27 protein-coding genes are annotated in these 25,674 nt (G+C 65.8%); 12 read left to right on the top strand and 15 right to left on the bottom strand.

Annotated features, from left to right (window positions below):
• Positions 1-86: 86 nt before the first annotated feature.
• Genes EO245_RS01415 through EO245_RS01430 form a run of 4 tightly spaced genes read left to right on the top strand, consistent with a single transcriptional unit; the run spans position 87 to position 3,172 of the window.
• Positions 87-881 (top strand): exodeoxyribonuclease III, encoded by a 795-nt coding sequence (locus EO245_RS01415; protein ID WP_128891255.1) that lies wholly within the window; start codon positions 87-89, stop codon positions 879-881.
• Complete coding sequence (ribA, locus tag EO245_RS01420) at positions 830-1,948, top strand: GTP cyclohydrolase II (RefSeq protein ID WP_128893409.1); 1,119 nt, start codon at positions 830-832, stop codon at positions 1,946-1,948. Before EO245_RS01415 ends, ribA begins: the two co-directional genes overlap by 52 nt.
• A complete protein-coding gene (locus EO245_RS01425) occupies positions 1,945-2,445 on the top strand; it encodes a GNAT family N-acetyltransferase (RefSeq protein ID WP_128891256.1) in 501 nt (166 codons plus the stop codon). The genes ribA and EO245_RS01425 overlap by 4 nt, the downstream gene beginning before the upstream one ends.
• A 28-nt stretch (positions 2,446-2,473) precedes the next feature.
• Complete coding sequence (locus tag EO245_RS01430) at positions 2,474-3,172, top strand: tetratricopeptide repeat protein (protein WP_128891257.1); 699 nt, start codon at positions 2,474-2,476, stop codon at positions 3,170-3,172.
• A 6-nt stretch (positions 3,173-3,178) separates the two neighbouring features.
• Here the strand turns inward: EO245_RS01430 and EO245_RS01435 are convergent, their stop codons facing one another.
• The 5 genes from EO245_RS01435 to recQ all read right to left on the bottom strand — a co-directional run bounded on the left by EO245_RS01435 (position 3,179) and on the right by recQ (position 7,485).
• Complete coding sequence (locus tag EO245_RS01435) at positions 3,179-4,159, bottom strand: right-handed parallel beta-helix repeat-containing protein (RefSeq protein ID WP_128891258.1); 981 nt, start codon at positions 4,157-4,159, stop codon at positions 3,179-3,181.
• A 56-nt stretch (positions 4,160-4,215) separates the two neighbouring features.
• Complete coding sequence (locus EO245_RS01440; protein WP_128891259.1) at positions 4,216-4,473, bottom strand: hypothetical protein; 258 nt, start codon at positions 4,471-4,473, stop codon at positions 4,216-4,218.
• 4 nt (positions 4,474-4,477) lie between these two features.
• Positions 4,478-4,678 carry a toxin-antitoxin system HicB family antitoxin gene (locus tag EO245_RS01445; RefSeq protein WP_128891260.1) on the bottom strand — a complete coding sequence of 67 codons (201 nt, stop codon included), beginning with the start codon at positions 4,676-4,678 and terminating at the stop codon, positions 4,478-4,480.
• A 22-nt stretch (positions 4,679-4,700) separates the two neighbouring features.
• Positions 4,701-5,609, bottom strand: coding sequence for an SPFH domain-containing protein (locus EO245_RS01450; RefSeq protein ID WP_128891261.1), 909 nt, complete (start codon positions 5,607-5,609; stop codon positions 4,701-4,703).
• Between the two features lie 82 nt (positions 5,610-5,691).
• Positions 5,692-7,485 carry a DNA helicase RecQ gene (gene recQ, locus EO245_RS01455; RefSeq protein ID WP_128891262.1) on the bottom strand — a complete coding sequence of 598 codons (1,794 nt, stop codon included), beginning with the start codon at positions 7,483-7,485 and terminating at the stop codon, positions 5,692-5,694.
• A 134-nt stretch (positions 7,486-7,619) separates the two neighbouring features.
• On the opposite strand from recQ, the gene EO245_RS01460 reads away from it, so the two are divergent.
• The 6 genes from EO245_RS01460 to EO245_RS01485 all read left to right on the top strand — a co-directional run bounded on the left by EO245_RS01460 (position 7,620) and on the right by EO245_RS01485 (position 12,790).
• The gene (locus EO245_RS01460) at positions 7,620-7,955 is read left to right on the top strand and encodes a hypothetical protein (protein ID WP_234026926.1); all 336 of its coding nucleotides are present in this window, start codon (positions 7,620-7,622) and stop codon (positions 7,953-7,955) included.
• A 90-nt stretch (positions 7,956-8,045) separates the two neighbouring features.
• Positions 8,046-8,267: a hypothetical protein gene (locus tag EO245_RS01465; protein ID WP_128891263.1), complete on the top strand. Its 222-nt coding sequence runs from the start codon at positions 8,046-8,048 to the stop codon at positions 8,265-8,267.
• 25 nt (positions 8,268-8,292) lie between these two features.
• The gene (locus tag EO245_RS01470; protein WP_128891264.1) at positions 8,293-9,468 is read left to right on the top strand and encodes an acyl-CoA dehydrogenase family protein; all 1,176 of its coding nucleotides are present in this window, start codon (positions 8,293-8,295) and stop codon (positions 9,466-9,468) included.
• Between the two features lie 9 nt (positions 9,469-9,477).
• On the top strand, positions 9,478-10,713 hold the full coding sequence (locus EO245_RS01475; protein WP_128891265.1) for a CoA transferase: 1,236 nt from the start codon (positions 9,478-9,480) through the stop codon (positions 10,711-10,713).
• Entirely contained in the window at positions 10,710-11,939 is a 1,230-nt protein-coding gene (locus EO245_RS01480) for an acetyl-CoA C-acetyltransferase (RefSeq protein ID WP_128891266.1), read from the top strand. Before EO245_RS01475 ends, EO245_RS01480 begins: the two co-directional genes overlap by 4 nt.
• Positions 11,939-12,790, top strand: coding sequence for a MaoC family dehydratase N-terminal domain-containing protein (locus tag EO245_RS01485; RefSeq protein WP_128891267.1), 852 nt, complete (start codon positions 11,939-11,941; stop codon positions 12,788-12,790). Before EO245_RS01480 ends, EO245_RS01485 begins: the two co-directional genes overlap by 1 nt.
• Positions 12,791-12,793: 3 nt before the next feature.
• Here EO245_RS01485 and ppk2 read toward each other — a convergent pair whose 3' ends face one another.
• On the bottom strand, positions 12,794-13,573 hold the full coding sequence (gene ppk2 / locus EO245_RS01490) for a polyphosphate kinase 2 (RefSeq protein WP_128891268.1): 780 nt from the start codon (positions 13,571-13,573) through the stop codon (positions 12,794-12,796).
• A 71-nt stretch (positions 13,574-13,644) separates the two neighbouring features.
• Here ppk2 and phhA point away from each other — a divergent pair, with 71 nt between their 5' ends.
• Positions 13,645-14,586, top strand: a complete 942-nt coding sequence (gene phhA, locus EO245_RS01495; RefSeq protein ID WP_128891269.1) for a phenylalanine 4-monooxygenase — start codon at positions 13,645-13,647, stop codon at positions 14,584-14,586.
• Here the strand turns inward: phhA and EO245_RS01500 are convergent.
• The 4 genes from EO245_RS01500 to EO245_RS01515 form a co-directional block, all read right to left on the bottom strand.
• Complete coding sequence (locus EO245_RS01500; RefSeq protein WP_128891270.1) at positions 14,583-14,861, bottom strand: GlsB/YeaQ/YmgE family stress response membrane protein; 279 nt, start codon at positions 14,859-14,861, stop codon at positions 14,583-14,585. The genes phhA and EO245_RS01500 overlap by 4 nt on opposite strands.
• A 77-nt stretch (positions 14,862-14,938) precedes the next feature.
• A complete protein-coding gene (locus EO245_RS01505; RefSeq protein ID WP_128891271.1) occupies positions 14,939-15,784 on the bottom strand; it encodes an undecaprenyl-diphosphate phosphatase in 846 nt (281 codons plus the stop codon).
• A 137-nt stretch (positions 15,785-15,921) separates the two neighbouring features.
• Entirely contained in the window at positions 15,922-18,060 is a 2,139-nt protein-coding gene (locus tag EO245_RS01510) for a M13 family metallopeptidase (protein ID WP_128891272.1), read from the bottom strand.
• Positions 18,061-18,190: 130 nt separating this feature from the next.
• Positions 18,191-20,044 carry an ABC transporter transmembrane domain-containing protein gene (locus tag EO245_RS01515; protein WP_128891273.1) on the bottom strand — a complete coding sequence of 618 codons (1,854 nt, stop codon included), beginning with the start codon at positions 20,042-20,044 and terminating at the stop codon, positions 18,191-18,193.
• Positions 20,045-20,218: 174 nt separating this feature from the next.
• Between EO245_RS01515 and EO245_RS01520 the strand changes: the two genes are divergently transcribed.
• Positions 20,219-21,463 (top strand): polyhydroxyalkanoate depolymerase, encoded by a 1,245-nt coding sequence (locus EO245_RS01520; protein WP_128891274.1) that lies wholly within the window; start codon positions 20,219-20,221, stop codon positions 21,461-21,463.
• 7 nt (positions 21,464-21,470) lie between these two features.
• On the opposite strand, the gene EO245_RS01525 is transcribed toward EO245_RS01520, so the two are convergent.
• The 5 genes from EO245_RS01525 to EO245_RS01545 all read right to left on the bottom strand — a co-directional run bounded on the left by EO245_RS01525 (position 21,471) and on the right by EO245_RS01545 (position 25,656).
• Positions 21,471-22,070 carry a DUF4126 domain-containing protein gene (locus EO245_RS01525; RefSeq protein WP_128893411.1) on the bottom strand — a complete coding sequence of 200 codons (600 nt, stop codon included), beginning with the start codon at positions 22,068-22,070 and terminating at the stop codon, positions 21,471-21,473.
• Positions 22,071-22,285: 215 nt separating this feature from the next.
• Complete coding sequence (locus EO245_RS01530; protein ID WP_128891275.1) at positions 22,286-23,464, bottom strand: acetyl-CoA C-acyltransferase; 1,179 nt, start codon at positions 23,462-23,464, stop codon at positions 22,286-22,288.
• 70 nt (positions 23,465-23,534) lie between these two features.
• Complete coding sequence (locus EO245_RS01535; protein ID WP_128891276.1) at positions 23,535-23,984, bottom strand: MaoC family dehydratase; 450 nt, start codon at positions 23,982-23,984, stop codon at positions 23,535-23,537.
• Between the two features lie 87 nt (positions 23,985-24,071).
• Entirely contained in the window at positions 24,072-25,466 is a 1,395-nt protein-coding gene (locus EO245_RS01540; RefSeq protein ID WP_128891277.1) for a DUF5935 domain-containing protein, read from the bottom strand.
• Positions 25,459-25,656 carry a hypothetical protein gene (locus tag EO245_RS01545; RefSeq protein ID WP_128891278.1) on the bottom strand — a complete coding sequence of 66 codons (198 nt, stop codon included), beginning with the start codon at positions 25,654-25,656 and terminating at the stop codon, positions 25,459-25,461. Before EO245_RS01545 ends, EO245_RS01540 begins: the two co-directional genes overlap by 8 nt.
• Positions 25,657-25,674: the final 18 nt, after the last annotated feature.

Below are 25,674 nucleotides of genomic sequence, written 5' to 3' on the forward strand. Positions count from 1 at the left end.
TGTGTGCGCCTCTCTATTGCGGAACGCGCCGCAGCGAAAGTGCCAGCGTCTTGCTGGCGCGGGCATCGCCACCTAAAGCACCGCCCATGGTTTCTATCACCACCTGGAATATCAACTCCGTCCGCCTGCGCATGCCGATCGTCGAGCGCTTCCTCAAAGAGCACTCGCCCGACGTGCTGAGCCTGCAGGAAATCAAGTGCCAGGAGCACCAGTTTCCCTACGAGGCTTTCAGGGAGCTGGGCTACGAGCATGTCGCGGTGCACGGGCAGAAGGGCTATCACGGCGTCGCCACGGTCAGCCGCATCCCGCTCAAGGAATTCTCGCGCCACGACTGGCAGGACAACGGCGAGGCGCGCCATGTCGGTGTCGAGCTGCTCGGCCCGGGCAAGGGCATGATCCTCGAGAATGTCTATGTCCCGGCGGGCGGCGACGAACCTAACCGCGAGATCAATCCCAAGTTCGGCCAGAAGCTCGACTTCCTCGAGCGGATGACCCGCTGGGCGGATGCGATCGACCGTCCGACGCTGATCGTGGGCGATTTCAACATCGCGCCGCTCGAAAGCGACGTGTGGAACCACAAGCAGCTGCTCAAGGTCGTCAGCCACACGCCGGTCGAGGTCGAGACGTTGCAGCGCTTCAAGGATGCGCATGGCTGGACCGACATCGGGCGCGAGCACATCCTCGATCCGGAACGCTACTACAGTTGGTGGAGCTACCGCGCGAAGGACTGGCGCAAGGGCGACCGCGGGCGCAGGCTCGATCACATGTGGGCCAGCCCCGATCTCGCGAAACAGGCCGTGCGACATCACGTGTTCGAGGATGCACGCGACTGGGAAAAGCCGTCCGACCACATCCCGCTGACGACGGAGTTCGATCTCTGAGCGAGGCCGCCGCCTCCCCCTCGCGCCGGGTTGCCCGCGCGATCGACGCGCTGCGCCACGGCTGGCCGATCGCGCTCGAAGGCGGGCCGGTGCTGCTGCCGGTCGAGACCTCCATCGCGCGCGGGGCGAAGGCGGACCGGATGCTCATCTCGGCAGCGCGTGCTGCAACGCTCAAGCTGCTCAACCAGCGCGAATCGGCCGAGCCGCATGCGCCTGCGCTAATCCGCGCGGCAGAACCCTTCGACCTCTACACCGCCCTGCCGATTGCCGATCCGGCGCTCGACCTGACGAACCCGCTCAAGGGTCCGTTCAAGGCGGAAGGCATCGCGTGGCAGGCGCAGGCCGAAACCGCGATGGAACTGGCCCGGCTCGCCGGCATCCTGCCAGCCTTCCTGGTCGAGGCGAGCGAAGCGGGCGAGGCGGAAAGCGTATCGAGCGCCGATCTCGCGGCGTGGTCCGACACTTCGAGCCTGCAGATCGCGACCCGCGCGCGCCTGCCGGTTTCGGCGAGCGAGGATACGCAGATCGTCGCCTTCCGCAGCGCCGACGACATGCGCGAACACGTCGCGCTGGTCATCGGCAAGCAATCCTCCGACAGCGTGCCGCTCGTCCGGCTGCATTCCGAATGCCTGACCGGCGACATCTTCTCCTCGCTCAAATGCGATTGCGGGCCGCAGCTCGATGCGGCGCTGCGCGAGATGGCGAAGGAAGCGGAGACGGGCGGATGGGGCGTATTGCTCTACCTGCGGCAGGAAGGGCGCGGCATCGGCCTGGTCAACAAGCTGCGCGCCTATCGCCTGCAGGACCAGGGATACGACACGGTCGATGCCAACCAGCGCCTCGGCCTGCCCGACGAAGCGCGCGACTTCCCGGTCGCCGCCCGCATGCTCCAGCTGCTCGGCGTGCGTTCGATCCGGCTGATGACGAACAATCCGGCCAAGGTCGACGCGCTTACCGCGGCCGGGGTCGAGGTGGCCGAGCGCGTGCCGCACCAGCTGCCCGACAACCCGCACAACGCCCGCTACCTCGCGACCAAGCGCGACCGGTCGGGCCACATCCTCAAGTGAGCGCGATCACCATCCGGCCCGAGGGCGCGCGCGACCAGTCGGCAATCTACTCGCTGACGAAAGACGCCTTCGCCGACATGCCCTTCAGCGACGGGGACGAGCAGGACCTCGTCGACCGGCTGCGCGCCGATGGTGACCTTGCCCTGTCGCTCGTCGCCGAGGATGCCGAGCGGGTGGTCGGACACATCGCCTTCTCGCGCGTCGCCATCTCCGACGGCAGTGCGGACTGGTACGGTCTCGGCCCCGTATCGGTGCTGCCCGAATGCCAGCGGCAGGGCATAGGCAGCCGGCTGATCCAGCGCGGTATCGCCGACCTGCGCGAACGCGGCGCGCGCGGCATCGTGCTGCTGGGCGACCCGGCCTATTATTCGCGCTTCGGCTTCGGGCACGATCCGGCGCTGACCTATCCCGGCCCTCCGCCGCAGTATTTCCAGCGACTGGTAATCGACGGCTCGCCGCCCAAGGGAGTGGTTTCATACCCTCCCGCTTTCGGTTAGGCTCGACGCAGGACCCGAGGGGAGCTTGATGAAACAGATTTTCCTGGCCGTCGCGGCGCTGCTGCTGATGGCCAACAGCCCGGACGAAATCGATGCGCTGATCGCGCAGGAATCCTACGACGAAGCCTTCGCCATGGCGCAGGAAGGCGCCAAGTCGGGCGATCCGCTGATGGCGACCTACCTCGCTTGGATGTACGACAAGGGTCACGGAACCGAGCAGGACCTCGCCAAGGCGGCCGAGATCTATCGCGAGGCCGCGGACGGCGGAAACAACTTCGCGCGCTGGCGGCTCGGCGTGATGATCGACATGGGCGAGGCGGAAGGCACGCTCGAGGAAGCGTTCGAACTGTTCCGTGCAGGCGCGCAGGAGGACTACCTCAATGCCATTTCGAGCCTTGCGGTGATGCATGCGACGGGCCGCGGTACGCCGCAGAACTACGGCGCTGCGATGGACAGCTACAAGCATGCCGCACGGCTTGGCGACGCCCACGGGTTCCAGGGCGTCGGCGTGCTCTACGTCAATGGCGAAGGGGTCGAGGCGGACACGGTCGAGGCGATGGCCTGGTGGCTGGTCGCCCTGTCGCTCGGCAACGATACGGCCTCGGCGAACTACCAGCGCGTGTCGCCCACGCTCGAGGATTCAGAGGTGCACGCGATCTACAAGCGCGCCAATGCGATCGCGGAAGAATACGGGCTGGAGCAGCGCTTCACCCCGTGGGACGAGTAGGCCCGCCTAGCGCCGCTCGAAGGGCTTGAGCCCGACGCCGAGGGCATTTTCGCCCAGCCGGATTTGCGCCCCGCTCCAGTCGGCGACGAACACCGTGTCGCGCCGGATGTCGGGCGCAATGCGTGCATCGTTTCCGGCGATCAGCAGTCCGTCCGAGCTATGCAGGCGTTGCTCCGCACCGACGGCGATGAAGGCCGAGTAGTTCTCCTTGCTGCGACCCTGCACGAACCAGTTGTTGCTGATCTGGCCTGTCGCGCCGGCGGGCAGGTCGATCATGTAATTGGTGCTGCGACCCGAGGAATCGTCGAAACTGCTGGAAGCGATCTCGACCTTCGCGGCGCGCGCCTTGAGGTAGTGGCCGCCGGTGCCACGCTCGAACCGGCTGCGGGTCACGCGAAGGTGGCCATAGTCGCCGATGTAGATCGAGTGCGCGCAGCCCCCGCCACCCTCGCAAGTGCCGAGGCCGGAGAAGGTCGACTTGTCGATGACGATGCGCGCTGTCGGATCGTTTGCCGTTAGGATGCCCTGCTGGCTGTCGGTGAACCAGCTCTGCGAAACGGTAAGATTGCCTTTTTCGAGGCGGATGCCCGCGCCGTTGAAATCGGGCACGGCCATGCGGCGAAAGACGATGCCAGACACGCTGGCGCTATCGCCGCGCAGGACGAGCGCCGCCTTGCCTTCGCAGGTCACGCCATCGAAGATCGCGGTGCCCGGCTCGCTTGCAAGATAGGCGACATTGCCCGCCGCCTGCACCGCGCATTCGCGGTAGGTACCCGGCGCGATCGCGACGGTCCCGCCGCCGCGCCCGATGGCGTTCACCGCGTCCTGCAGCTTGGCATAGCTGCGGCCGGTCTCGACGACTGTGAAAGGCTTACCCGTCTGCGCAAGGAGCGCGCCTGCCGGGATCGCGGCAACCGCGAGCGCGCCGAGGAGTGCGATCCAGCGCAGAGAGGGGCGCTCGGGCGTAATGCGGGCAGAATAGTCCATGCAACCCGCGCTACGCGCAAAGGGTTAAGGAGCCGCTAACCCTGTTTTCCCGCGTTTCACGGGCGCCAGCGCCACCCGCCGCGCGTCCGCTTCTTCACGACGATCAGGAACAGGATCGTGACGATGGCGATGCCCGTGAACCCGATGATCATGTTGGCGAGGTGTCCGGTCTCCGCCAGCAGGCCGAAACCGAGCATGAGCACGAAATAGCCCGCCATCAGCGCCCAGCCCTGCCAGGCGATCGGGAGGCCTGCGCCGTAGCCGAGCTTCTTCGCCGCGAACCAGTCGCCGGGTTCGAAGAACTTGTGCAGCATCGGCCTATTCCTCTTTCGGTGGACGCCCGCGGCGGGGCGGCCTGGCTTGCGGAAGCTTTATCCCGCGAGCATCCAGGGCTTCGCGGAGCAGGATCTCGATCTCGGCATTCGCGCTGCGCAGTTCTGCCGCAGCCAGCCGCTCGACCGCCGCATGGACTGCGGGGTCGAGACGGAGGGCAAAGGCTTTCTTGGTCGGTGAGGCCATCGGCCTGCTCCCGTTCTCGCGCTTACTGGTAGAGCGTGCCGGCGTTGACGACCGGGTGCGCTTCGCGCTCGCCGCACAGGACGACCATCAGGTTCGAGACCATCGCCGCCTTGCGCTCGTCGTCGAGGTGGACGACGTCGTCCGCGCTCAGCTTCTGCAACGCATCCTCGACCATGCCGACCGCGCCGAGCACGATCTTGGCGCGCGCTGCAATGACCGCGTCGGCCTGCTGGCGCTTGAGCATCGCGCTGGCGATTTCCGGCGCATAGGCGAGATGGGTGAGGCCCGCCTCGTCGACCACGATACCGGCGACTTTCAGGCGATCGTTCAGCTCTTCCAGCAGCTCGCGGTTGATATGGTCGCCGCCGCCGCGCAGTGTCACCGCTTCGCCTTCGAAGTCGTCATAGGGGTGGCGCGAACCCACCGTGCGAAGCCCGGCTTCGATCTGGATGTTCACGAACTCCTTGTAATCGTCGACGTCGAACGCGGCCTGCGCGGTATCGGCGACACGCCACACGACGTTGCAGGCGATCTCGATCGGGTTGCCCCGCACATCGTTGATCTTGACCCGCTCGGAATGGATGTTGTGGGCGCGCGCGCTGATCTTCTGGCGCATCATCCAAGGCCATACCCAGCGAAGCCCCTCGCGCCGCTCGGTCCCGCGATATTCGCCGAACAGGGTGATGACCGCCGCCTGGTTGGGCTGGATCATAAAGAACCCGCCCGCGATCAGCAGGACGACGAGGATCGAGCCGACCAGCGAGCCTGCGAACATCAGCTTGTCGGATTTCTCCGGCCCCGGCACGCCGCCGCTGATGAACCAGAAGGCCAAGACGGCCACCGCCAGCAGGACGAGCAGCATGATGTAACCGTTGAAGCTGCTCGCCTCCCCCTCACGGCTGGTGTTCATTGCACGGACTGTATCTGACATGACAGGCTCCTTTCGATATAATTATGATATCACTTTTATATCAAAAGGCAGTTTTGTCAAGAAACACCGGTGCGCGCCCGCGTCAATGCCGCTGGATCACCCGCAGGAAGGCCTCGCCATAGGCTTCGAGCTTCTTCGCCCCGATACCGGCGATCGTGCCGAGCTCGGCGAGGCTTGCGGGGCGGTTCGCCGCCATTTCGCGCAAGGTCGCATCGTGGAAGATGACATAGGGCGGCACCTGCGCCTCGATCGCCAGCTCGCGCCTTAGTTCGCGCAGCGCGTCGAATAGCGGGTCGCCGACCGGGTTGGGCGCGGCATTGCGCCCGCGCCGTCTCCGCTCGCGTTTGGGCGGGAGGACCATTTCCACGCTGGCATCGCCCCTCAGGATGTCGCGCGCATCTCCTCCCAGCGCGAGCCCGCCATGCTCGGTCGAAACCAGCGCGCCGCGTGCCTGCAGTGCGCGCGAGAGCGGCTGGAGCAGGCGCGCATCCTCGCCCTCGACGATACCGAAGACGGTGAGGGCATCGTGCCCGCGCTGGCGGACGCGCTCGTCCTCCGCCCCGGTCAGCACCTTCTGAACGTGGCCGAAGCCGTAAGTCTGCCCAGTGCGATAGACGGCCGAGAGCAGCTTGCGCGCAAGCTCGGTCGCATCGGTTACCTGCGGCGGCGAGAGGCAGTTGTCGCAGTTGCCGCAGGTCTCCGGCGGATCCTCGCCGAAATGGCGCAGCAGGACCGCGCGGCGGCAGCCCGGCGTCTCGACCAGTCCGGCCAGCGCATCGAGCCGCGCGCGCTCTTCCGCCTGGCGCGCTTCGGGCAGCTCTCCGAGCCGCTGGCGTGCCTGCGCGAAATCGCCCGCACCCCAGAGCATTTCCGCCCGCGCCGGATCGCCGTCGCGTCCCGCACGGCCGGTTTCCTGGTAGTAGGCCTCGATCGATTTCGGGATGCCGGCATGGGCGACGAAGCGCACGTCCGGCTTGTCGATCCCCATGCCGAAAGCGATGGTCGCGACGATCACCATGTCCTCGCTCGCGACGAAGGAAGCCTGGTTAGCCGCGCGCTCCTCCGCCTCGAGCCCGGCGTGATAGGGGCGCACCGGGCGGCCGGTCGCATCGGCAAGCTTGGCGGCGAGGTCCTCCACCTTGCGGCGGGTCGGCGCGTAGACGATGCCCGGCCCCGGTTCCTCGTTCATCAGCTGTGTGATCTGGCGCACCGGATTGTCGCGGTGGCGGATCGCGTAGCGGATGTTGGGCCGGTCGAACCCGGCAAGCACCAGCCCATCTTCCGGGATGCCGAGTTGCTGGAGAATGTCGAGCCGCGTGCGCTTGTCGGCCGTCGCCGTCAGCGCAAGGCGCGGCACGTCGGGAAAGCTGTCCATCAAAGGGCGGAGCTGGCGATAGTCCGGGCGGAAGTCGTGACCCCATTCGGACACGCAATGCGCCTCGTCGATCGCGAACAGCGCGATGGGCGCGGCGGTGAGGAAGTCGAGGAACTGCGGCTGGCTCGCCCGCTCGGGCGCAACATAAAGCAGGTCGAGCTCGCCCGCGCGGTAGGCGTCCATCGTCTCGCGCCAGTCGGCATCGGCGCTGGTCAGCGTCGCCGCGCGAATGCCATTCGCCCGCGCGCTGCGCAGCTGGTCGTGCATCAGCGCGATGAGCGGCGAAATGACCACGCATGTCCCGCCCAGCATCGCCGCCGGCAGCTGGTAGGTGAGCGACTTGCCCGCGCCCGTCGGCATCACCGCCAGCGTCGACTGGCCTGCAAGCACGCGCGCTACGACCTCTTCCTGCCGGCCCCGGAATCCCTCGAAGCCGAACAGGCGGCGCAGCGTTTCGCGCGCGTCGTCGATCCGATCGGGTGAGAGGGGGAGGCTCGCCATGCCTGCAAGCCTTGGCACACATGCCGCCGCTCGCAAGGGCCGGTGCCACGAAATTGGCTTTGCGGCGTGGATAAGCCGCCGCTAGGCTGCGCGGCGGGACAGATCACTTACGAATACCAAGGGAGCCTATTTCCATGAAGAAGATTGCCCTCACCGCCATGCTGACCGGCTCGGCCCTCGCACTGGCTGCTTGCGGCGATGCCGAAGACGCATCCTACGAAGCCGAAGCGGACAACGTCGAAGTCCCGGCCAACGAGGCGATGGACACGGTCGAAGACGAGCCGGTCGAAGATGCCGACGCTACCGCCGAAGCGACCGAGGAAGTCGCCGACACTGTCGAGGCCGAAGCCGACGCTGCTGCCGAAAACGCCGAGGACGTCGTCGCCGATATCGAGGCGCTGACCAACGAAGCGATGGAAGACGGCGAAGACGCTGCCGACGAGGCTGAGGAAGCCGTCGACCCGGCCTGATCGCACTTAAGATCGAGAAACGGGCGGGCGGATCGCGCAGATGCGATTCGCCCGCTTTTTCTTTGCCGCGCCTGCGCTATGGTGCCGCGCATGAAACGCGCGATCGCCCTGTCGGCCTGCCCTCTCGCCCTCCTCTCCATTGCGGGATGCGGCCCGGCCGATAACGAGCCCGGCCCCGGCGGCGTGACCGTCGGCGAGGCGCGGGCGCTGGACGAGGCGGCCGAAATGCTCGAAGAGCAGCGCTTCGATCCAGAGGAGCTCGCGACCGAAGCGCCTCCATCCGAAACCGAACCGACACAGCAAGAGGGCTGAACGCCCCGGCAGGGAGAGAGATTGCATGGCCGACAACGGCATGGACCCCGATGTCTTCGACCAGTTCACCGAGCAGCTCGAACGCTATGTGCGCGAGCGGCTGATCCCGGCGGAAAAGGATGTCATCGAAAACGATGCGATCCCCGCCGATATCGTCGAGGAAATGAAGGAAATGGGGCTGTTCGGCCTGTCGGTGCCGGAAGAGTTCGGCGGTGCGGGCCTCAACATGCAGCAATATGCCCGCGTGATTAACATCATGGGCTACGCGGCGCCGGCCTATCGTTCGATCTTCTCGATCAACATCGGCATGTTCAATTCCGCGCTCAAGAACGGCGGGACCGACGCGCAGAAAGCCGAATGGTGGCCGCGTATCGCGAGCGGCGAGATCGCCTGCTTCGGCCTGACCGAACCGGGCTCGGGCTCCGACAGTGCAGGCTTGCAGACCTCCGCCCGGCCCGATCCCGGTGGCAACGGCTGGATACTCAACGGGACCAAGCGCTACATCACCAACGCACCGAGCGCCGACGTCGCGTTGATCATGGCGCGCACGGAGAAGGAAAACCTGCCCAAGAACGCGCATGTCAGCGCTTTCATCGTGCCGATGGACACGCCGGGCGTTTCGACCGGCTCGCCCGACAAGAAGATGGGGCAGGCGGGCGCGCATATCTCCGATATCATGCTCGACGACGTCCATGTGCCGGGCGAAGCGCTGCTCGGCGGGGAGACCGGCAAGGGCTTCCGCTTTGCGATGATGAGCCTCGACAACGGGCGTATCTCGGTCGGCGCCATGGCGGCAGGGCTGGCGCGCCGCGCACTCGATTCGGCCATCCGCTACGCCAACGAGCGCAAGGCCTTCGGCGAGCCGATCGCCAACTTCCAGCTGATCCAGCAGATGCTCGCGGAAAGCGAGATGGAAATCTACGCCGCCGAGGCGATGATGGCCGATGTGACCGCGCGCGCCGACCGGGGCGAGAACGTGCTGCGCAAGGCCGCCGCATTCAAGGTCTTCGCCTCCGAGATGTGCGGGCGCGTGGTCGACCGCGTGGTGCAGGTCTACGGCGGCGCGGGCTACCTCGCCGAATACGATGCAGAGCGCTTCTTCCGCGATGCGCGCATCTTCCGCATCTACGAAGGCACGACGCAAATCCTGCTGCTGCAGATCGCCAAGCACATGCTGCGCGAATGGAACGAGGGGGCCTGAACCTAAGCCATGTACAATCTGCTTTCCGATCTTTCGGTGATCGAGGTTTCCAGCTTCGTTGCCTCCCCCACCATCGGCCTCTACTGCGCGCAGATGGGTGCCGACGTGGTCCGGGTGGACCACAAGGCGGGCGGGCTCGACTACGACCGCTACATGCTGACCAGGGAAGGGCGCTCGCTCAGCTGGGAGAACCTGAACCGCGCGAAGAAGAGCGTCGCGCTCGACCTGCGCAGCGCGGAAGGGCGCGAGCTGTGCGTCGAACTTGCGCGCAAGACCGGCACGCTGGTGACCAACCTGCCGGAAAAGAGCTTCCTCAGCCATGACGCGGTGTCCGAGGGGCGCGACGACATGGTGTCCCTGCGCATCATGGGCTGGCACGACGGGCGCCAGGCGATGGACTTCACGGTCAACGCGGCGAGCGGATACCCGCTGATGTGCGGGCCGGAGGAATGGGACCCGGCGACCGCGCCGCCGGTCAACCAGGTTCTGCCTGCATGGGACTTCATCACCGGGGCTTACGGCGCCTTCGCGCTGATGGCGGCGGTCCACCACCGCAGCCGCACCGGCGAGGGTAGCGAGCTGCGCATCCCGCTGGGCGATGTCGCAATCGGGACGATGGCCAATGCCGGTGCGATGGCCGAAATGCTTTATCGCGGCTCGGATCGCGAGCGGCTCGGCAATGCGATCTGGGGCGCATTCGGACGCGACTTCCGCAGTCGCGACGGCAAGCGCTTCATGGTCGCCGCCCTCACGCCGAAGCAGTGGGACGGCCTGATTGCCGCCTTCGGGGTGGAGCAGGAAATCGCCGCGCTCGAAGCCGAACTCGGCGTGCGCTTCGCCGATGGGGACACGCCCCGCTTCCAGCATCGCAAGGCGCTGTTCGCACTGTTCCAGAACGCTTCGGAGCAGCACGATTACGACGATCTCGCCGCCCGCATGGCGCAGCACGGCTGCACGTTCGAGCGCTACCGTACCATGCACGAAGCGGCTAACGATCCGGTGCTTGTCGCCGAGAACCCGCTGTTCGGCCCCTCGCCGGCCAACCCCAGCGGTTTCGAATATCCCGCCACCCGCAGCTTCGCCAAGCGCCACGGCCACGAAGTCGGCGACCCGGCGCCCGCCCCCTATCTCGGCCAGCACAGCGAGGAAGTCCTCGCCGAGCGTCTCGGCCTGTCCTCCGGCACCATCGGCAAGCTCGTCGATGCCGGAACCGTTGCCCTTTCCGACAAGGATACCCGATCATGACCCTCCGCCGCGTTGCCATCTGCTCGCCCCTTCGCACTCCCGTCGGCCGCTTCCTCGGAAGCCTCGCCCCGCTCGAAGCGGGCGCGCTGGGTGCGGTGATCCTGAAAGCGCTGGTCGAGCGCAGCGGCGTCGATCCCGAGCGGGTCGACGACGTGGTCTTCAGCCAGGGCTACGGGAATGGCGAGGCACCTGCGATCGGGCACTGGAGCTGGCTTGCCGCCGGCCTCCCGCTCGAAGTGCCCGGCTACCAGGTCGACCGGCGCTGCGGCTCGGGCCTGCAAGCGGTCGTTAACGCGGCAATGATGGTCCAGACCGGCGCGGCCGACTGTGTCGTTGCAGGCGGTGTCGAGAGCATGTCCAATGTCGAGCACTACACGACCAAGGCCCGCCACGGCGCGCGCATGGGCGACATGGCGCTGTGGGACCGCCTGACGCGCGGCCGCCTCATGAGCCAGCCGATCGAGCGTTTCGGGGTCATCACCGGCATGATCGAGACGGCGGAAAACCTCGCCAAGGATTATGACATCTCGCGCGAGGCGGCGGACGCCTACGCCGTGCGCTCGCATCGCAATGCCGCGAAGGCGTGGGACGAGGGCAAGTTCGACGCGCAGCTCGTCCCGGTCCCCGTGCCGCAGCGCAAGGGCGACCCGGTGATGTTCGCGAAGGACGAGGGCTTCCGCGCCGATGCGAGCGAGGAAAGCCTCGGCGCGCTGCGGGCAATCGACCTCAAGCACGATCCCGATGCTATCGTCACCGCGGGCAATGCGAGCCAGCAGAACGATGCCGCAGCCGTCTGCCTCGTCGTGGCGGAAGACAAGGTCGAAGAGCTCGGCCTCACCCCCATGCTGTGGTTCAACGGCTGGGCGGCAGCAGGCTGCGACCCGAGCCGCATGGGCATCGGCCCGGTCCCGGCGGTCGAGCGGCTGTTCGCGCGCACCGGCATGGGCTGGGACGATATCGAGATGGTCGAACTGAACGAGGCATTCGCGCCGCAGGTTCTCGCCGTACTCAAGGGCTGGGGCTGGTCCGAGGATGACAGCCGGATGGACATGCTCAACGTCAACGGCTCGGGCATTTCGCTCGGCCACCCGATCGGTGCAACCGGCGGGCGCATCCTTGCCGACATGGCGCACGAGATGCACCGGCGCGGGGCACGCTACGGCCTCGAGACCATGTGCATCGGCGGCGGACAGGGGATCGCGGCGATCTTCGAACGGGCCGCCTGATGGGCGACTGGTCGCAATGGGTCGGGCGCGAGCAGCGCAGCACCGACCGGCTCGACCCGGCGCTCGCCGCGCGCTGGCTCGCGACCTTCGACCTGCCCGCGCCGCAAGCGCCGATCCTGCCGCAGGGCATCCATTTCTGCCTCTGCACGCCCGAAGCTCCCTCCGCGATGCTCGGCGAGGATGGCCATCCGCTGCGCGACGAGACCCCGGCGAGCTTCTTCCCGCCCGTCCCGTTGCCACGCCGGATGTGGGCGGCGAGCGATATCGCGTTCCACGAGCCCATCGGGATCGGCGCGAGCGTCGAGCGCATCTCGCGCATCGCCTCGGTCACGCCCAAGTCGGGCCGCAGCGGCGAGATGGTCTTCGTCGAGGTCGAGCATGAGACCAGCGCCGACGGCGAACTCGCTATACGCGAGACGCAGACGCTGGTGTACCGCGAGGCCGCTGCAAGCGACGCGCCCCTCCAGCCGCCCGCGACCGGCGCGCCTTCTTTCGATCCGAGCGGGTGGGACGCGCACCGCACCCTCACCCCCGATCCGCGCCTGCTGTTCCGCTTTTCGGCGCTGACCTTCAACACGCACCGGATCCATTACGACGCGCCCTATGCGCGCGATGTCGAGCGCTATCGCGGCCTCGTCGTGCACGGCCCGCTGACGGCCAGCATGCTGCTGCAAATGGCGGCCGAGGAATATGGCGAGCATGCGCTCAAGACCTTCCGCTTCCGCGCGGTCAGCCCGGCGATCGCGGACGAGCCGCTGCATCTCGCCCTGCGCGGGACCGGCGAGGGGATCGATCTGGCCGCCTTCGACGACGACGGGCGGCAAGTGCTTCAGGCAAGTGCCAGCCGCTAGCCTTTAGTCGACCGGATAATCCTCGATCGGCTCGATGACCGCATAGCTTTCCGCCATCGGCTCATGCCCGAGATCGGGAAATTCGAGCGGTTCGTGCTTCACCTGCGTATCGGGCAGGCGGTCGAGCAGGTCGCGGATCAGCGTCAGCCGGCCGCGCTTCTGGTCGTTGAAATCGACCAGCGTCCACGGCGCATGGGCGGTGTGCGTCGCTGCCAGCATCTCCTCGCGCGCCTCGGTATAGGCGGCGTATTGCTGCCGCGCGGCGAGGTCGATCGGCGAGAGCTTCCAGCGCTTGAGCGGGTCGTCCAGCCTCTCCCGCAAGCGCTCCTCCTGCTTTTCCTGGTCGGTGGTGAGCCAGTATTTGAACAGCAGTATGCCATCGTCGACCAGCATGCGCTCGAAGCGCGGCGCTTCGACGAGGAAGCTCGTCACCTGCTCCTGGCTCGCGAAACCCATGACCTTTTCCACGCCTGCACGGTTGTACCAGCTGCGGTCGAACAGCACGATCTCTCCCGCCGCCGGGAGGTGCGGCACGTAGCGCTGGAAATACCACTGGGTGCGCTCGGTATCGCTCGGTTTGGAGAGGGCGACGATGCGGCACTGGCGCGGATTGAGCCGTTCGCTGACCGCGCGGATGGCGCCGCCCTTGCCTGCCGTATCGCGCCCTTCGAACAGGACGCAGATGCGCGCGCCGGTCGCCTTCGCCCAGCGCGCCATGGAGACGAGCTCTTCCTCGAGCGGCTCCAGCAAATCCTCGTATTCCGCCCGCTTCAGATCGCCCAATCCCGCCTCCTTCGAAACATGCGCGAGTATTTGTCCTCGCGACACCAAACTGGTATAGATTGAAACCAGTTATGGCCACTCTAGCACAGACCGAACAGGACTTTAGCGTCCTTCCCGAGCTTCCGGCGGATGTCTTCACCGCGCCGCTGAAAAAGCCTGCCCATGTGGGCGAGGACTGGGTCGAGCCGAAGCAGACCGAATATTCGTCCGAGGACGATGCGATCTGGAACGACCTGTTCGCCCGCCAGATGGATGTGCTGCCCGGCCGCGCGGCGACCGCCTTCATGGAAGGGCTCGAGAAGCTCGACCTCGGCAAGGGCGGCGTGCCCGAGTTCGGCGCCATGTCGGAAGAGCTGAACAAGATGACCGGGTGGAGCGTCATCCCCGTGCCGATGCTCATCCCCGACCACGTGTTTTTCTGGCACCTCGCCAACCGGCGTTTCCCGGCGGGCAATTTTATCCGCACGCGCGAGACTTTCGACTACATCCAGGAACCCGACGTCTTCCACGACGTGTTCGGCCACGTGCCGATGCTGACCGACCCGGTGTTTGCCGACTACATGCAGGAATATGGCAAGGCCGGGTGGAAGGCGATGCGCTACAACCACCTCAAAGCGCTCGGCTCGCTCTATTGGTACACCGTCGAGTTCGGCCTGATCCTCGAGCACGGCAAGGACTTGCGCGCCTATGGTGCAGGCATCCTGTCAGGCCCGACCGAGGCGGTGTTCTCGGTCGAGGCGGAGAGCCCCAATCGCATCATGCTCAACGTCGACCGGGTCATGCGCACCGATTACGTGATCAGCGACCTGCAGCCGACATACTTCGTGATCGAGAGCTTCGAGGATCTCTACCGCCAGACGGTCGAGCGCGACTTCGACCGGCTTTACCGATCGCTCGGGCCGAGCTTCACCTACGCCAATACGGCGGTGATCGATGTCGACAATGTGCTGAACCGCGGAACGCAGGAATACCTGCTGCGCGGTGGACGCGGAAGCGGCGCGACGCCGGTTTAGCGGCGTTTTTGCGGCTGCGGTCGCGCGCGGAACTTGCGCAGGCCGAGCAAGGTCAGCGCAAGGACGACGATCGATCCGAGCCCGCCGAGCACAAAGCCCGCCGGGCTGATGCCGGTCATCAGGGATCCGTCGTAAATCGCTGCGCCGAGGATGACGGCGCTGATGCTGCCGACCGCCAGATTGACGATCAGTTCGACGTGATCGCTGTTCTCGCCGACGATGGACGCCAGCCAGCCGAACAGCGCTCCGACCGAGAGGAGGAGTACCAAACCCATTTATCTTACTTCGCTTAATTCCAATCTACATCTGCGGAAATGCGCGAAGCGGGGCCGGGTTCCGGCGAAAGGCGGGTTCAGAACAGTGCGAGCAGCGCTACGCCGAGGGCGACGCGGTAGACGACGAAGACCATCATCGAGGCTTTCTTGAGGAAATTCATGAGGAAAGCCATCGTCGCGAATGCCGCGATAAAGGTCATGACGCCTGCGACCAGCGCTTCGAACGCGAGATCGCCGCCGGCTTCGAAAATCTCCGGAACGATCAATATGCCCGCTCCCGCCACTGCAGGGATCGACAGGAGGAAGGAGAAGCGCGCCGCTTCGAACCGGCTGTAGCCGAGTGCGCGCGCCGCAGTCATCGTCACGCCCGAGCGGCTGGTGCCGGGAACGATTGCCAGCGCCTGCGCGATGCCGACGATCAGGCCGTCGCGCCAGCTCATGTCCTCGAAGGTCTTCTCGTTGCCGCCGAAGCGGTCGGCGAGACCGAGGAGGATGCCGTAGACGATGAGGTTCACGGCAATGAGGTCGGTGAAGCGGATCGAGGACATCAGGTCGTCGTCGACCACGGTAATGTCGAACCAGGTCTCGGCGAGCGAGTTGAATGCGCCCATCTTGATCGCGAGACCGAACAGGACGGCAGGAATCGTGCCGAGCACGATCCACCAGAACAGCTTGCGCTCCGCCGGCGCCTTGCCGATCCCGACCGAGGCGAAGCCGCCGCGCGCCAGCACCACCACGTCCTTGAAGAAATAGACCACGATCGCGAGCAGCGAGCCGACGTGCACCGCGACGTCGATCAGCGGGCCCTGGTCGGGGAAATCGGTGATGTAGGGGATGAGGATCAGGTGGCCCGACGAGGAAATCGGCAGGAACTCGGTAATCCCCTGGACGATCGCGATGAGCAGAAGCTGGAGGAAGGTCATGTAACTGGTGCAATCCCGGCATGCACGGGACCGCAAGCCGCGCGTCCCGTATTCAGCGCCGCAATCGCACGAGCGGCGCGCAAGTCAAGCCTCGTGAGGCCGGACCGGCGCGCCGCCCGCTTTGCGATAATCGCCCGTTACCAGATCGAGACGCGCTCTTCCGGCGGCAGGTAGAGATCGTCTTCCGGCGTCACGTTGAACGCTTCGTACCAGGCGTCGATGTTACGCACGACGCCGTTGGTGCGATACTCTTCCGGGCTGTGGCTGTCGGTGCGCAGGCGGTTGCGATAGTTTTCTTCGCGCTGCGTCGAACGCCAGACCTGGGCCCATGCCATGAAGAAGCGCTGGTCGCCGGTCAGGCCGTCGATCACCTTGTCTTCCTCGCCATTGAGGTGGAGCTTGTAGGCACGGTAGGCGAGGCTGAGCCCGCCGAGGTCGCCGATGTTCTCGCCCAGCGTGAGGCGACCGTTGACGCAGGTCTCACCTTCGTCGAGCGGGCAATAGGAATTGTACTGCTCGACCAGCTTGTCGCCGCGCTCGTCGAATGCCGCGCGGTCCTCGTCGGTCCACCAGTTGCGCAGGGCGCCCTCGGCATCGAACTTCGAACCCTGGTCGTCGAAACCATGGCCGATTTCGTGGCCGATCACGCCGCCGATCGCGCCATAATTGACTGCCGCATCCGCAGTTGCGCCGAAGAACGGCTGCTGCAGGATGCCCGCCGGGAAGACGATCTCGTTCTTCAGCGGGTTGTAGTAGGCGTTGACCGTCTGCGGCAGCATGCCCCACTCGGTCCGGTCGATCGGGCCGCCGAGCTTTTCGAGCATGTCGCGCCATGCCCAGTGGGCCGCCGCCATGCGATTGCCGAGCGGATCGCCCGCCTTCACATTGAGGCCTTCATAGGTGTCGAGATTGTCGCGGTAGCCGATCTTCGGGTCGAAGCTGTTGAGCTTGGCCATCGCCTGCTCCTTCGACGCATCGCCCATCCAGTCGATTTCCTCGAGCGATTCGGCGAGGGCGAGGCGCAGGTTCTTCACCAGCTCGTCCATCGCGGTCTTGCTCGCCGGCGGGAAGTAGCGCTCGACATAGGACTTGCCGAGCAGCTCGCCCATCAGGCCTTCGGTTTCGCCGATCGCACGCTTCCAGCGCTCGCGCTGTTCGGGCGTGCCGCGCAGCGTCTGGCCGTAGAAAACGAAGTCGGCCTCGTCGATGTGGCTCGGCAGGACCGAAGCGTTGTTCTCGATGAATTCCTTCACCGTCCACGCCTTGAGCGTTTCGATCGGGGTCGCCTGCAGCAGGTCGGTCATGCCGGTGAAGCCCTTGCCGATCTTCGACATGAACTCGTCGGTCAGGCCCAGTTCCTTGGCCTTTTCCTCGCTCGGGCGGATGTTGGTGACGATGAAGCGGTCGGTTTCGCCGAAGCCTGCTGCCTCGATCATGGTTTCGATCGGGAAGTCGCCGACCAGCTCGCCGAGTTCTTCGGGCGTGTAGGCGTTGTAGATGAGGTCGAGGTTACGGCTCGCCGCACGGTCCCACGAGATCGTGCGGGCGATGTCGTCCTCGAAGCCGAAGACGGCAGCAGCGGTCGATTCCGGATCCTCGTAGCCCGCTTCGGTGAAGAGGAAGGTCAGGTACTCGCGGTACTTGGCCTTGATTTCCTCGCCCTTCTCGCTGTCGTCGAGATAGTAGTCGCGGTCGGGCAGGCCGAGGCCGCCGGACGACATGTAGACCGAGTAGCGATCGGTTTCCTTGGCATCGACATTGACGCCGCCACCGAGCGGCGAAGCATAGCCCGGGGTCGACCACAGCGTGACCAGCGCCTCGAGGTTCTCGGCACCCTGGATGCGGTCGAGATAGGGCTGCGCCGGAGCGAGGCCGGCAGCATCGATCGCCGCGGTATCGAGGTAAGAGGAATAGACGGCGGCGATGCGCTGCTCGTCATAGGTCAGCTCGGACGCATCCTTGGCCATCAGCTCGTCGACCAGCGCCTTCACGTCGGAGGTCGACTTTTCGCGCAGCAGGTTGAACGCGCCGAAGCGGCTGAATTCCGCCGGCAGCGGGTTCGCATCGAGCCACTTCTGGTTGACGTAGCCGAAGAAGTCGTCGCCCGGATCGATGTTGTCCGACAGCAGCTCGGGGTCGACGCCCCAGGTGCCGAAGCTCATGGTCGGCGTTGCCGGCTCGGCCGCTTCGGTTTCGGTGTGATCGTCGGCAAGCGCCGGCGTCGCCAGTGCGAGGGCAGCAGCGCTGACACCCGCGGCAAGGATGGTACGGATCATGTATGTTCTCCCGATAAGCCCGCCGCGTGCTGGCAGCGGGCCCGAATTGATGGGTCTTGCATAGAGATTTGCGATTGCCAACGTCGCCGCTTGTCGGCGGGTTCGCGCGCTTGGTCGAAAAGCGGGCGGCTCAGGCGGCTTCGCCCGAGGCGAATTGCAGGCTCGCGAGGCGGCTGTAGAGCCCGCCTGCCGCCGACAGCTGGGCATGCGTGCCCTGCTCGACGATGCGCCCGTCTTCCATCACCACGATCCGGTCGGCTGCGCGCACTGTCGCCAGGCGGTGAGCGATGACCAGCGTCGTGCGGTCGCGCATCAGCCGGTCGAGCGCCTGCTGGACCAGCTGCTCGCTCTCGGCATCGAGCGCGCTGGTCGCCTCGTCGAGCAGCAGGATAGGCGCATCGCGCAGGAGGGCGCGGGCAATGGCGACACGCTGCTGCTGGCCGCCCGACAGCCGCGTGCCGCTTTCGCCGAGGAATGTGTCGAGCCCGTCGGGCAGTTCCTTGAGGAAACGTTCGGCATTGGCCGCGCGGGCAGCTTCCCAGATTTCCTCGTCGCTCGCATCCCAGTTGCCGTAGCGCAGATTGTCGCGCGCATCGGCGGAGAACAGGATGCCGTCCTGCGGGACCAACGCGATGCGCTTGCGGATTTCCGCCGGGTCCGCACTGGTGAGCGGGATACCGTCGATGCGGATCGTGCCTGCCTGCGGGTCGTAGAACCGCTCCGCCAGCTGGAAGATGGTCGACTTGCCCGCGCCCGACGGCCCGACGATCGCGACAGTCTCGCCCGGTTCGACTTCGAGGCTGAAGTCGGCCAGCGCCGCGGTTTCGGGGCGCGTGGGATAGCGGAAGGTCACATTGCGGAAGGAGATGCTGCCGCGCGGCGGTTCGGGGAGGTTTTCCGGCCTCGCGGGCGGGGCGATCTCGGCCTTGGCGTTGAGCAGTTCGTTGAGGCGGCTGGCTGCGCCTGCGCCGCGCAGCAGGTCGCCGTAAACCTCGGTCAACGCCCCGAAGGCCCCTGCGACGAGACCGCCGGTGAGGACGAAGGCGAAGATCGAGCCGCCCGAAATCGCGCCTTCGGTCACGGCGATGGCGCCGCGCCACATGACGAGGGTGATGCCCCCGAAGATCAGCAGGATCACGATCGAGGTCATCACCGCCCGCAGCATGATGCGCCGCTTGGCAGTGGCGAAGGTCCGCTCGACCGCGTCGACGAAGCGCGTGTGTTCGCGATCTTCCTGGTTGAACGCCTGGACGATCTTCATGCCGGCAAGCACTTCGGTCACCATCGCGCCGACATCGGCCACCCGGTCCTGGCTCGAACGCGAGACGTTGCGAATGCGGCGGCCGAAAAACATGATCGGCAGGATCACCAGCGGGATGCCGATGATGAGGCCGAGCGTCAGTTGCGGCGCGAGGTAGAGCAGCAGGGCCGTCCCGCCGATACCGGTCAGCACATTGCGCAGCGCGACCGAAACGGTGGTGCCGACCACCTGCTCGATGATCGCGGTATCGCTGGTCATCCGGCTCGAAATCTCTTTCGGGCTGTTCTCCTCGTAGAAAGCGGGCGCGAGGCGCAGCAGGTGACCCTGCACCTTGCGGCGGATATCGGCGACCACGCGCTCGCCGATCCAGCTGACGAAATAGAACCGTACCGCCGTCCCGAGGCCGAGCACGACGACGATCATCAGCAGGTACTGGAAGGCGTGCGCGATCTGGTCGGCATCGGCCCCGCCACTGAAAGCCTCGTCGATGATGACCTTGAAGCGCCACGGAATGGCGAGCGTCGCCCCGGCGGTGATCAGCAGCGCGACGAAAGCGGCAGCGATCTGCGCCGGGTATTTCGCCGCCTCGCGGTAGATCATGCGCAGCGGTCCGAGCGTGCGAGCAGGCTTGGCCTCGCCGTTCTCCGCACGCTTGCCACGGCGCGCGAACAACGAGAGGCGCGTGTTTTCGCTTTCCTGCGAGGTCTCGGTATCCGCGTCCATCGCGACAGGAGTTAGCGATGCATCGGGCACAATTCCACACCCGCAGGCCCACTTTCGGCCCTTTTGGGCACCGTTTTGCGCATGATGCGTTGCACAAAACGGAAAAGCCCGTCACTGTGCAGTGCACAAAAGGCCGGCAAGAGCCTCAAATTGGGACCAGCAGGGGACTTCGGATTGCTTTATCACGCTTATGAATTGCAGCGCTCGTGGCTCAGCAGCGCAAGTGCCTGGGCCTCGATCAGCGCCGAGGTGCTGACCAATCCGCGCCTCCCCTTCGGCTATCTCGGCCTCGGCCCGATGGCTGCGAGCGCACTCGAAGTCTTCGCCCATGCTGCAGCCCCGCGCGGCAAGCCCGCTTTCGGGATCGAATTCGTCGAGATCGGCGACCAGCAATTCCCGGTCGAGGAAGCGACGGTGGTCAACCGTCCGTTCGGCGACCTCAAGCGCTTCCGCCGCGAGGAACTGCCAGAAGATGCCCCGCGCCTGCTGATCGTTGCACCGATGAGCGGCCACTATGCGACGCTCCTTCGCGGCACGGTCGAACGGATGGTCGAAAGCTGCGAGGTCTACATCACCGACTGGGCCGACGCGAAAACGGTCCCGCTGCACGAGGGCCATTTCGACCTCGACGACTACATCGACTACCTCGTCGAATTCCTCGAGTTCATCGGCGAGGGCGCGCATATGATGGCGGTGTGCCAGCCGAGCGTCCCGGCGCTTGCCGCGACCGCGATCATGAACCGCGACGACCATCCGGCGAAACCCGTCACCCTCACCATGATGGGCGGCCCGATCGACACGCGCGAAAGCCCGACGACGGTCAACGACCTCGCGATGGAGCGCCCGATCGAGTGGTTCCGCCATTCGGTCATCGCCACCGTGCCGATGCAGCATCGCGGCGCGGGCCGCCAGGTCTACCCGGGCTTCCTGCAGCTCGCCGGCTTCATGAGCATGAACCTCGGCAGCCACATGATGAGCCATTACGAGATGTTCAAACACCTCACCATCGGTGACGAGGACAGCGCGCAGGCGACCAAGGATTTCTACGACGAATACCGCAGCGTGTGCGACATGACGGCGGAGTTCTACCTGCAGACGGTGCAGGAAGTGTTCCAGGAGCACTCGATCCCCAATGGCACTTTCAGCCACCGGGGCCGCCGCGTGAACTTGGGCGACATTACCTCCACCGCCATCCTCGCGGTCGAGGGCGAGCGCGACGATATTTCCGGCGTCGGCCAGACCAGGGCTGCGCTCAAGCTGACCCCCAAGCTGTCCGACACGAAGAAGGCCTATTACCTCGCCGAGGGCGCAGGCCACTACGGCATTTTCAACGGCAGCAAGTGGCGCGAGAAGGTCGCTCCGACGGTCGAGGAATTTATCGCCAGGCACGGCAAGGCGAAGCTGCGCGCGGTCGCCTGACCGCTCGCTAGACGTTGCCTTCCCTGCCGCCGCCCAGCACGCGGCGGATGATCCTTCGCGCGAGCAATAGCAGCCAGATGGTCAGCGCCAGCAGAACGAGCGCGATTGCGCCTGCCGCATAGGGATATTCGTAGGCGAGATAGAGCAGGCCGATGGTCGCGACGTCCTCGACCGAGGAGACCGCGAAATTGCTCACCGGCTCAGGGCTCGTGTTGACCACACCGCGTGCGCTCGCCTTGCCTGCATGCGAGGCGAAAGCCGCGCCCCCGCCGAGCAGGAAAGCGATCACCTGCGTCGTCGGATCGCCCGGATCGACGATGGCGAGCGCCAGCAGCGCGCCGCCGACCGGCCGCACGAATGTGTGTACCGCGTCCCAGATCGAATCGAGCCACATGACCTTGTCGGCGAAGAATTCCGCCAGCGCGCCGACTGCGGCGATGCCCATTACCCACGGGTTCTCGAGTACCGCGAGGCTCGTCAGGTGCTCCGGCACGGGCAGTGCCTCCAGCCGCATGGCGAGGCCCGTCGCGAAGATGCACAGGTAAAGTCGCCAGCCCGCCAGCAGGCTCACGCTTCCCGCGATCCCGATAATCTCCATGATGCCCATATTCGTCGCCTCATGCGCCGGCGGATGCATTCGCATCCTTGGCTATCCTCGCTCATGCGACCTCGCGGTCGCGTCGCTGCGGACGGCCGTTCGGCCTTGCGGTCCTCGGGTTCCGAGGCCCGGAAACAGAAACTCCCGCCGTGTCCCTTAAAGGACGGGCGGGAGAATGCTGTGCAATGCCCCGAAAGGCAAATTTCCGGTTGCGGGTCCTGCGCTTAGAGGACTTCGAACATGCCCGCAGCGCCCATGCCGCCGCCGACGCACATGGTGACGACGACATACTTCGCGCCGCGACGCTTGCCTTCGATCAGTGCGTGGCCGACGCAGCGTGCACCGGTCATGCCGTAAGGGTGGCCGATCGAGATCGAGCCGCCGTTGACGTTGAGGTTCTCGTCGGGAATGCCGAGCTTGTCGCGGCAGTAGAGCACCTGCACCGCGAAGGCTTCGTTCAGCTCCCACAGGCCGACATCGTCCATCTTCACGCCGGTGCGCTCGAGCAGCGCCGGAATCGCGAAGACCGGGCCGATGCCCATTTCGTCGGGCTCGGTACCGGCGACCGCCATGCCGACATAGCGGCCGAGCGGCTGCAGGCCGCGCTGTTCGGCGAGCTTGGCTTCCATGATGATGCTGGCCGAGGAGCCATCCGACAGCTGCGAGGCGTTACCCGCGGTGATCGTCGTGCCCGGACCCATGACCGGCTGGAGCGACTGCAGGCCTTCGAGCGTGGTCGAGGGGCGGTTGCCTTCGTCCTTGGCGATGGTGACTTCCTGGTCGGAATTCTCGCCGGTTTCCTTGTTCTGCACCTTCATGGTGGTGGTGACGGGGACGATCTCGTCGTCGAACTTGCCCGCTTCCTGGGCGGCAGCGGTGCGCTGCTGCGACTTGAGGGCGTATTCGTCCTGCGCCTCGCGGCTGATGCCGTAGCGCTGGGCGACCGTCTCGGCAGTCTGCAGCATCGGCATGTAGATCGCGCCGTGCATCGCGATCAGCTCGGGATCGGGCATCACGCGCATTTCCTTGGTCTGCACGAGGCTGATCGATTCCTGGCCGCCGGCAGCGACGATATCCATGTTGTCGACGATCACCTGCTTGGCGGCGGTCGCGATGGTCATCAGGCCCGAGGAGCACTGGCGGTCGATGGTCATGCCCGACACGCCGATCGGGCAGCCTGCGCGCAGCGCGACCTGGCGGGCGAGGTTGCCGGCCTGCGTGCCCTGCTGGAGCGCAGCGCCCCACACGACGTCCTGCAGCTCGCCAGCTTCGATGCCGGCGCGCTCGATCGCGGGCTTGAGCGAATAGGAACCGAGCGTCGGGCCCTTGGTGTCGTTGAACCCGCCCTTGTAGGCGCGTCCGATGGCTGTACGGGCGGTGGAAACGATGACTGCGTCGCGCATGGCGAGCTCCTTTTCAGATGTTAGAACTTGTCCGATCGCCCGGGGAGGAGGGGGATCTGTCGGGTCGTGATCAGACGAAAACCTGCATGATCCATTCGGTGATCAGGGCGGGCTTGTCCTCGCCTTCGATCTCGATGGTGATCTCGTTGGTCTGCTGCCACTGGCCCGGACGCTTCTCGATCATTTCGAGCAGCTTCCAGTGAGCGCGGATGCGCTTGCCCGAGCGGACCGGCGAGATGAAGCGGGTTTTGTTGCCGCCGTAGTTGACGCCCATTTTCACGCCGTCGACCCTGGGCAGGTCGGAATTGGCGCTGAGGTAGGGGATCATCGAGAGCGTGAGGAAGCCGTGCGCGATGGTGCCGCCGAACGGCGTCATCTTGGCCTTTTCCTCGTCGATATGGATGAACTGGTGGTCGCCGGTCGCTTCGGCGAACTGGTTGATGCGCTCCTGGCTCATCTCGACCCATTCGCTGGTGCCGATGTGCTGGCCGGTCTTTTCTGCGATTTCCTGCGGGTTCATTGCGCCTCTCCTTTGTCCGCCGAGTCTCTAAAGCTGGCGGCTTCATGGCGCATTAGGCGGCGCGGTGCAACGCGCTTTCCGTAAACGTCAACCTGCCGCTACGGCATCGCGAGGCCCCGGCGCATCGGTCGACGGAGGCTTGCGGCGCGAGGTGGAGAAGTCGTGCTCCTCGATCCGCTTGCAATAGCTCCACAGAGCGCATTGCAGGCCGACGATCATCAGCACGAAGGGCTGGTAGGCGATGCCCTGGAAGAGCGAGCCAACGAGGTAGATGGCCTGCGCATATTGCAGCGAGGTCGCAAGCGGCGCGATCCATTCGCGGCCCTGCGCCTCGCCGTTCCCCTGCCGCTTGCGCCAGCGGCGACGCAGGCGCTCCATGTGCCACAGGCCGAGCGCGTGGAGCCACAGCCACAGGAACAGCCCCGGCCAGCCCTGCTCGCCGAGCATCTCGAAAATCGCCGAGTGATAGGCGCGGCCCGAATCCGTCACTTCCTGGAATTCGACCGAGGTGGTGTTCCCCTGTTTCTCGCGCACCGGCATGTCGTAGGTGAATTCGTTGCCGCGGAAGGCATCGAAGCCGCCGCCGGTGGGCTTCTCCATCGCGTAGTCGATGGTCCATTCCCACACCGCGATGCGGGTCGAGGCGCTCTCGTCGCCGTCGACACTGCCGAGGGTCGACATGCGCTCGTAATAGCTCGCCGGGAGGAAGGGCAGCGCGACCAGGCCCAGCGTCGCGCCCGCGACGAGGAAGGTCACGCGGCGCTTAACGTCCCTCAGCGCGAGGACCAGCAGTACCGCGATGCATACGAGGCCGGTGCGCGCCTCGGTCCCGACCGGCATCAGCAGGCAGGCGAAGATCAGCCCGGCGGAGAAGGCCTTCATCCGCCAGTCGGGGGTGAAGACCGTGCCGTATTTGTTGAACCACAACACGATCGGGATGATGCAGATCGCGACCGTCGCCAGCGTCGAACTTTCATAGAGGCCGCTGTTGTCGTTCACGAAGAACAGTTGGTTCTCGTAGCCGCCCCCGCCGAGCGTCACCTTGATCCCTGCGCTGATAATGATCGCGGAGACCGACAGCAGCATGACGAGCAGCGCCGCTTCCATCCTGAGGCGGGTCGTCAGCGTGAGCGGCAGGAAGATCGCGAAGACCAGCGCCTTCCACACCCAGGCCCATTTCTCCGCCGCGGCTTCGGGGAAATCGGCATTGCCGGTCGTCCAGAGGCAATAGACCAGCAGCGCCAGCATGATGCCCTGTCGCAGGGTAAAGCGGCTGCCGTGCTTGGGATCGGTCAGCAGCCAGCCGGCAAAGGCCGCGACGAAAGTGATCAGCGAGGCCTTGAGGATCGGCATGAGCGTCCAGCCCATTTTCCCCGGCGCGAGCACGTCGACATAGAGATAGGCCAGCACCCACAGGTAGGGCCGCCGGAAACCGAAGGCGAGGAAGACGATCAGGAAGAGGAACAGCGCGGCGTCAAGCATCCTCGCCGCCTTCCCCTGCCTTCGATCGGCGCACCGGCCTGTGCCGGTCGTCGAGATCGGGGTCCTCGTCGAGCTCAGCGCGACCGACGAGCCTCACCAGCGCGATCAGGATCAGCGCATGGGTCATGGCAAGGGCGAAATAGTCGATCACGGCGGTTCGGTAGGCCTCTTCACGCGCGGCGGCGCGCATTCTTCAATCCGTGCGAGT

The sequence above is a fragment of the Erythrobacter sp. HKB08 genome, assembly GCF_004114695.1.
In the GTDB taxonomy this organism is placed as follows: Bacteria; Pseudomonadota; Alphaproteobacteria; order Sphingomonadales; family Sphingomonadaceae; genus Parerythrobacter_A.

Bases quoted from the DNA above. Each gene is read 5' to 3' on its own strand.
- EO245_RS01450 (WP_128891261.1), bottom strand. From the start codon at position 5,609: ATGTCAGATACAGTCCGTGCAATGAACACCAGCCGTGAGGGGGAGGCG.
- EO245_RS01545 (WP_128891278.1), bottom strand. From the start codon at position 25,656: ATGCGCGCCGCCGCGCGTGAAGAGGCCTACCGAACCGCCGTGATCGAC.
- phhA (WP_128891269.1), top strand. From the start codon at position 13,645: ATGGCCACTCTAGCACAGACCGAACAGGACTTTAGCGTCCTTCCCGAG.
- EO245_RS01530 (WP_128891275.1), bottom strand. From the start codon at position 23,464: ATGCGCGACGCAGTCATCGTTTCCACCGCCCGTACAGCCATCGGACGC.
- EO245_RS01445 (WP_128891260.1), bottom strand. From the start codon at position 4,678: ATGGCCTCACCGACCAAGAAAGCCTTTGCCCTCCGTCTCGACCCCGCA.
- EO245_RS01515 (WP_128891273.1), bottom strand. From the start codon at position 20,044: ATGGACGCGGATACCGAGACCTCGCAGGAAAGCGAAAACACGCGCCTC.
- EO245_RS01435 (WP_128891258.1), bottom strand. From the start codon at position 4,159: ATGGACTATTCTGCCCGCATTACGCCCGAGCGCCCCTCTCTGCGCTGG.
- EO245_RS01430 (WP_128891257.1), top strand. From the start codon at position 2,474: ATGAAACAGATTTTCCTGGCCGTCGCGGCGCTGCTGCTGATGGCCAAC.
- EO245_RS01470 (WP_128891264.1), top strand. From the start codon at position 8,293: ATGGCCGACAACGGCATGGACCCCGATGTCTTCGACCAGTTCACCGAG.
- EO245_RS01465 (WP_128891263.1), top strand. From the start codon at position 8,046: ATGAAACGCGCGATCGCCCTGTCGGCCTGCCCTCTCGCCCTCCTCTCC.
- recQ (WP_128891262.1), bottom strand. From the start codon at position 7,485: ATGGCGAGCCTCCCCCTCTCACCCGATCGGATCGACGACGCGCGCGAA.
- EO245_RS01510 (WP_128891272.1), bottom strand. From the start codon at position 18,060: ATGATCCGTACCATCCTTGCCGCGGGTGTCAGCGCTGCTGCCCTCGCA.
- EO245_RS01505 (WP_128891271.1), bottom strand. From the start codon at position 15,784: ATGACCTTCCTCCAGCTTCTGCTCATCGCGATCGTCCAGGGGATTACC.
- EO245_RS01415 (WP_128891255.1), top strand. From the start codon at position 87: ATGGTTTCTATCACCACCTGGAATATCAACTCCGTCCGCCTGCGCATG.
- EO245_RS01485 (WP_128891267.1), top strand. From the start codon at position 11,939: ATGGGCGACTGGTCGCAATGGGTCGGGCGCGAGCAGCGCAGCACCGAC.
- EO245_RS01440 (WP_128891259.1), bottom strand. From the start codon at position 4,473: ATGCTGCACAAGTTCTTCGAACCCGGCGACTGGTTCGCGGCGAAGAAG.
- EO245_RS01540 (WP_128891277.1), bottom strand. From the start codon at position 25,466: ATGCTTGACGCCGCGCTGTTCCTCTTCCTGATCGTCTTCCTCGCCTTC.
- EO245_RS01475 (WP_128891265.1), top strand. From the start codon at position 9,478: ATGTACAATCTGCTTTCCGATCTTTCGGTGATCGAGGTTTCCAGCTTC.
- EO245_RS01480 (WP_128891266.1), top strand. From the start codon at position 10,710: ATGACCCTCCGCCGCGTTGCCATCTGCTCGCCCCTTCGCACTCCCGTC.
- EO245_RS01535 (WP_128891276.1), bottom strand. From the start codon at position 23,984: ATGAACCCGCAGGAAATCGCAGAAAAGACCGGCCAGCACATCGGCACC.
- EO245_RS01500 (WP_128891270.1), bottom strand. From the start codon at position 14,861: ATGGGTTTGGTACTCCTCCTCTCGGTCGGAGCGCTGTTCGGCTGGCTG.
- EO245_RS01460 (WP_234026926.1), top strand. From the start codon at position 7,620: ATGAAGAAGATTGCCCTCACCGCCATGCTGACCGGCTCGGCCCTCGCA.
- EO245_RS01525 (WP_128893411.1), bottom strand. From the start codon at position 22,070: ATGGGCATCATGGAGATTATCGGGATCGCGGGAAGCGTGAGCCTGCTG.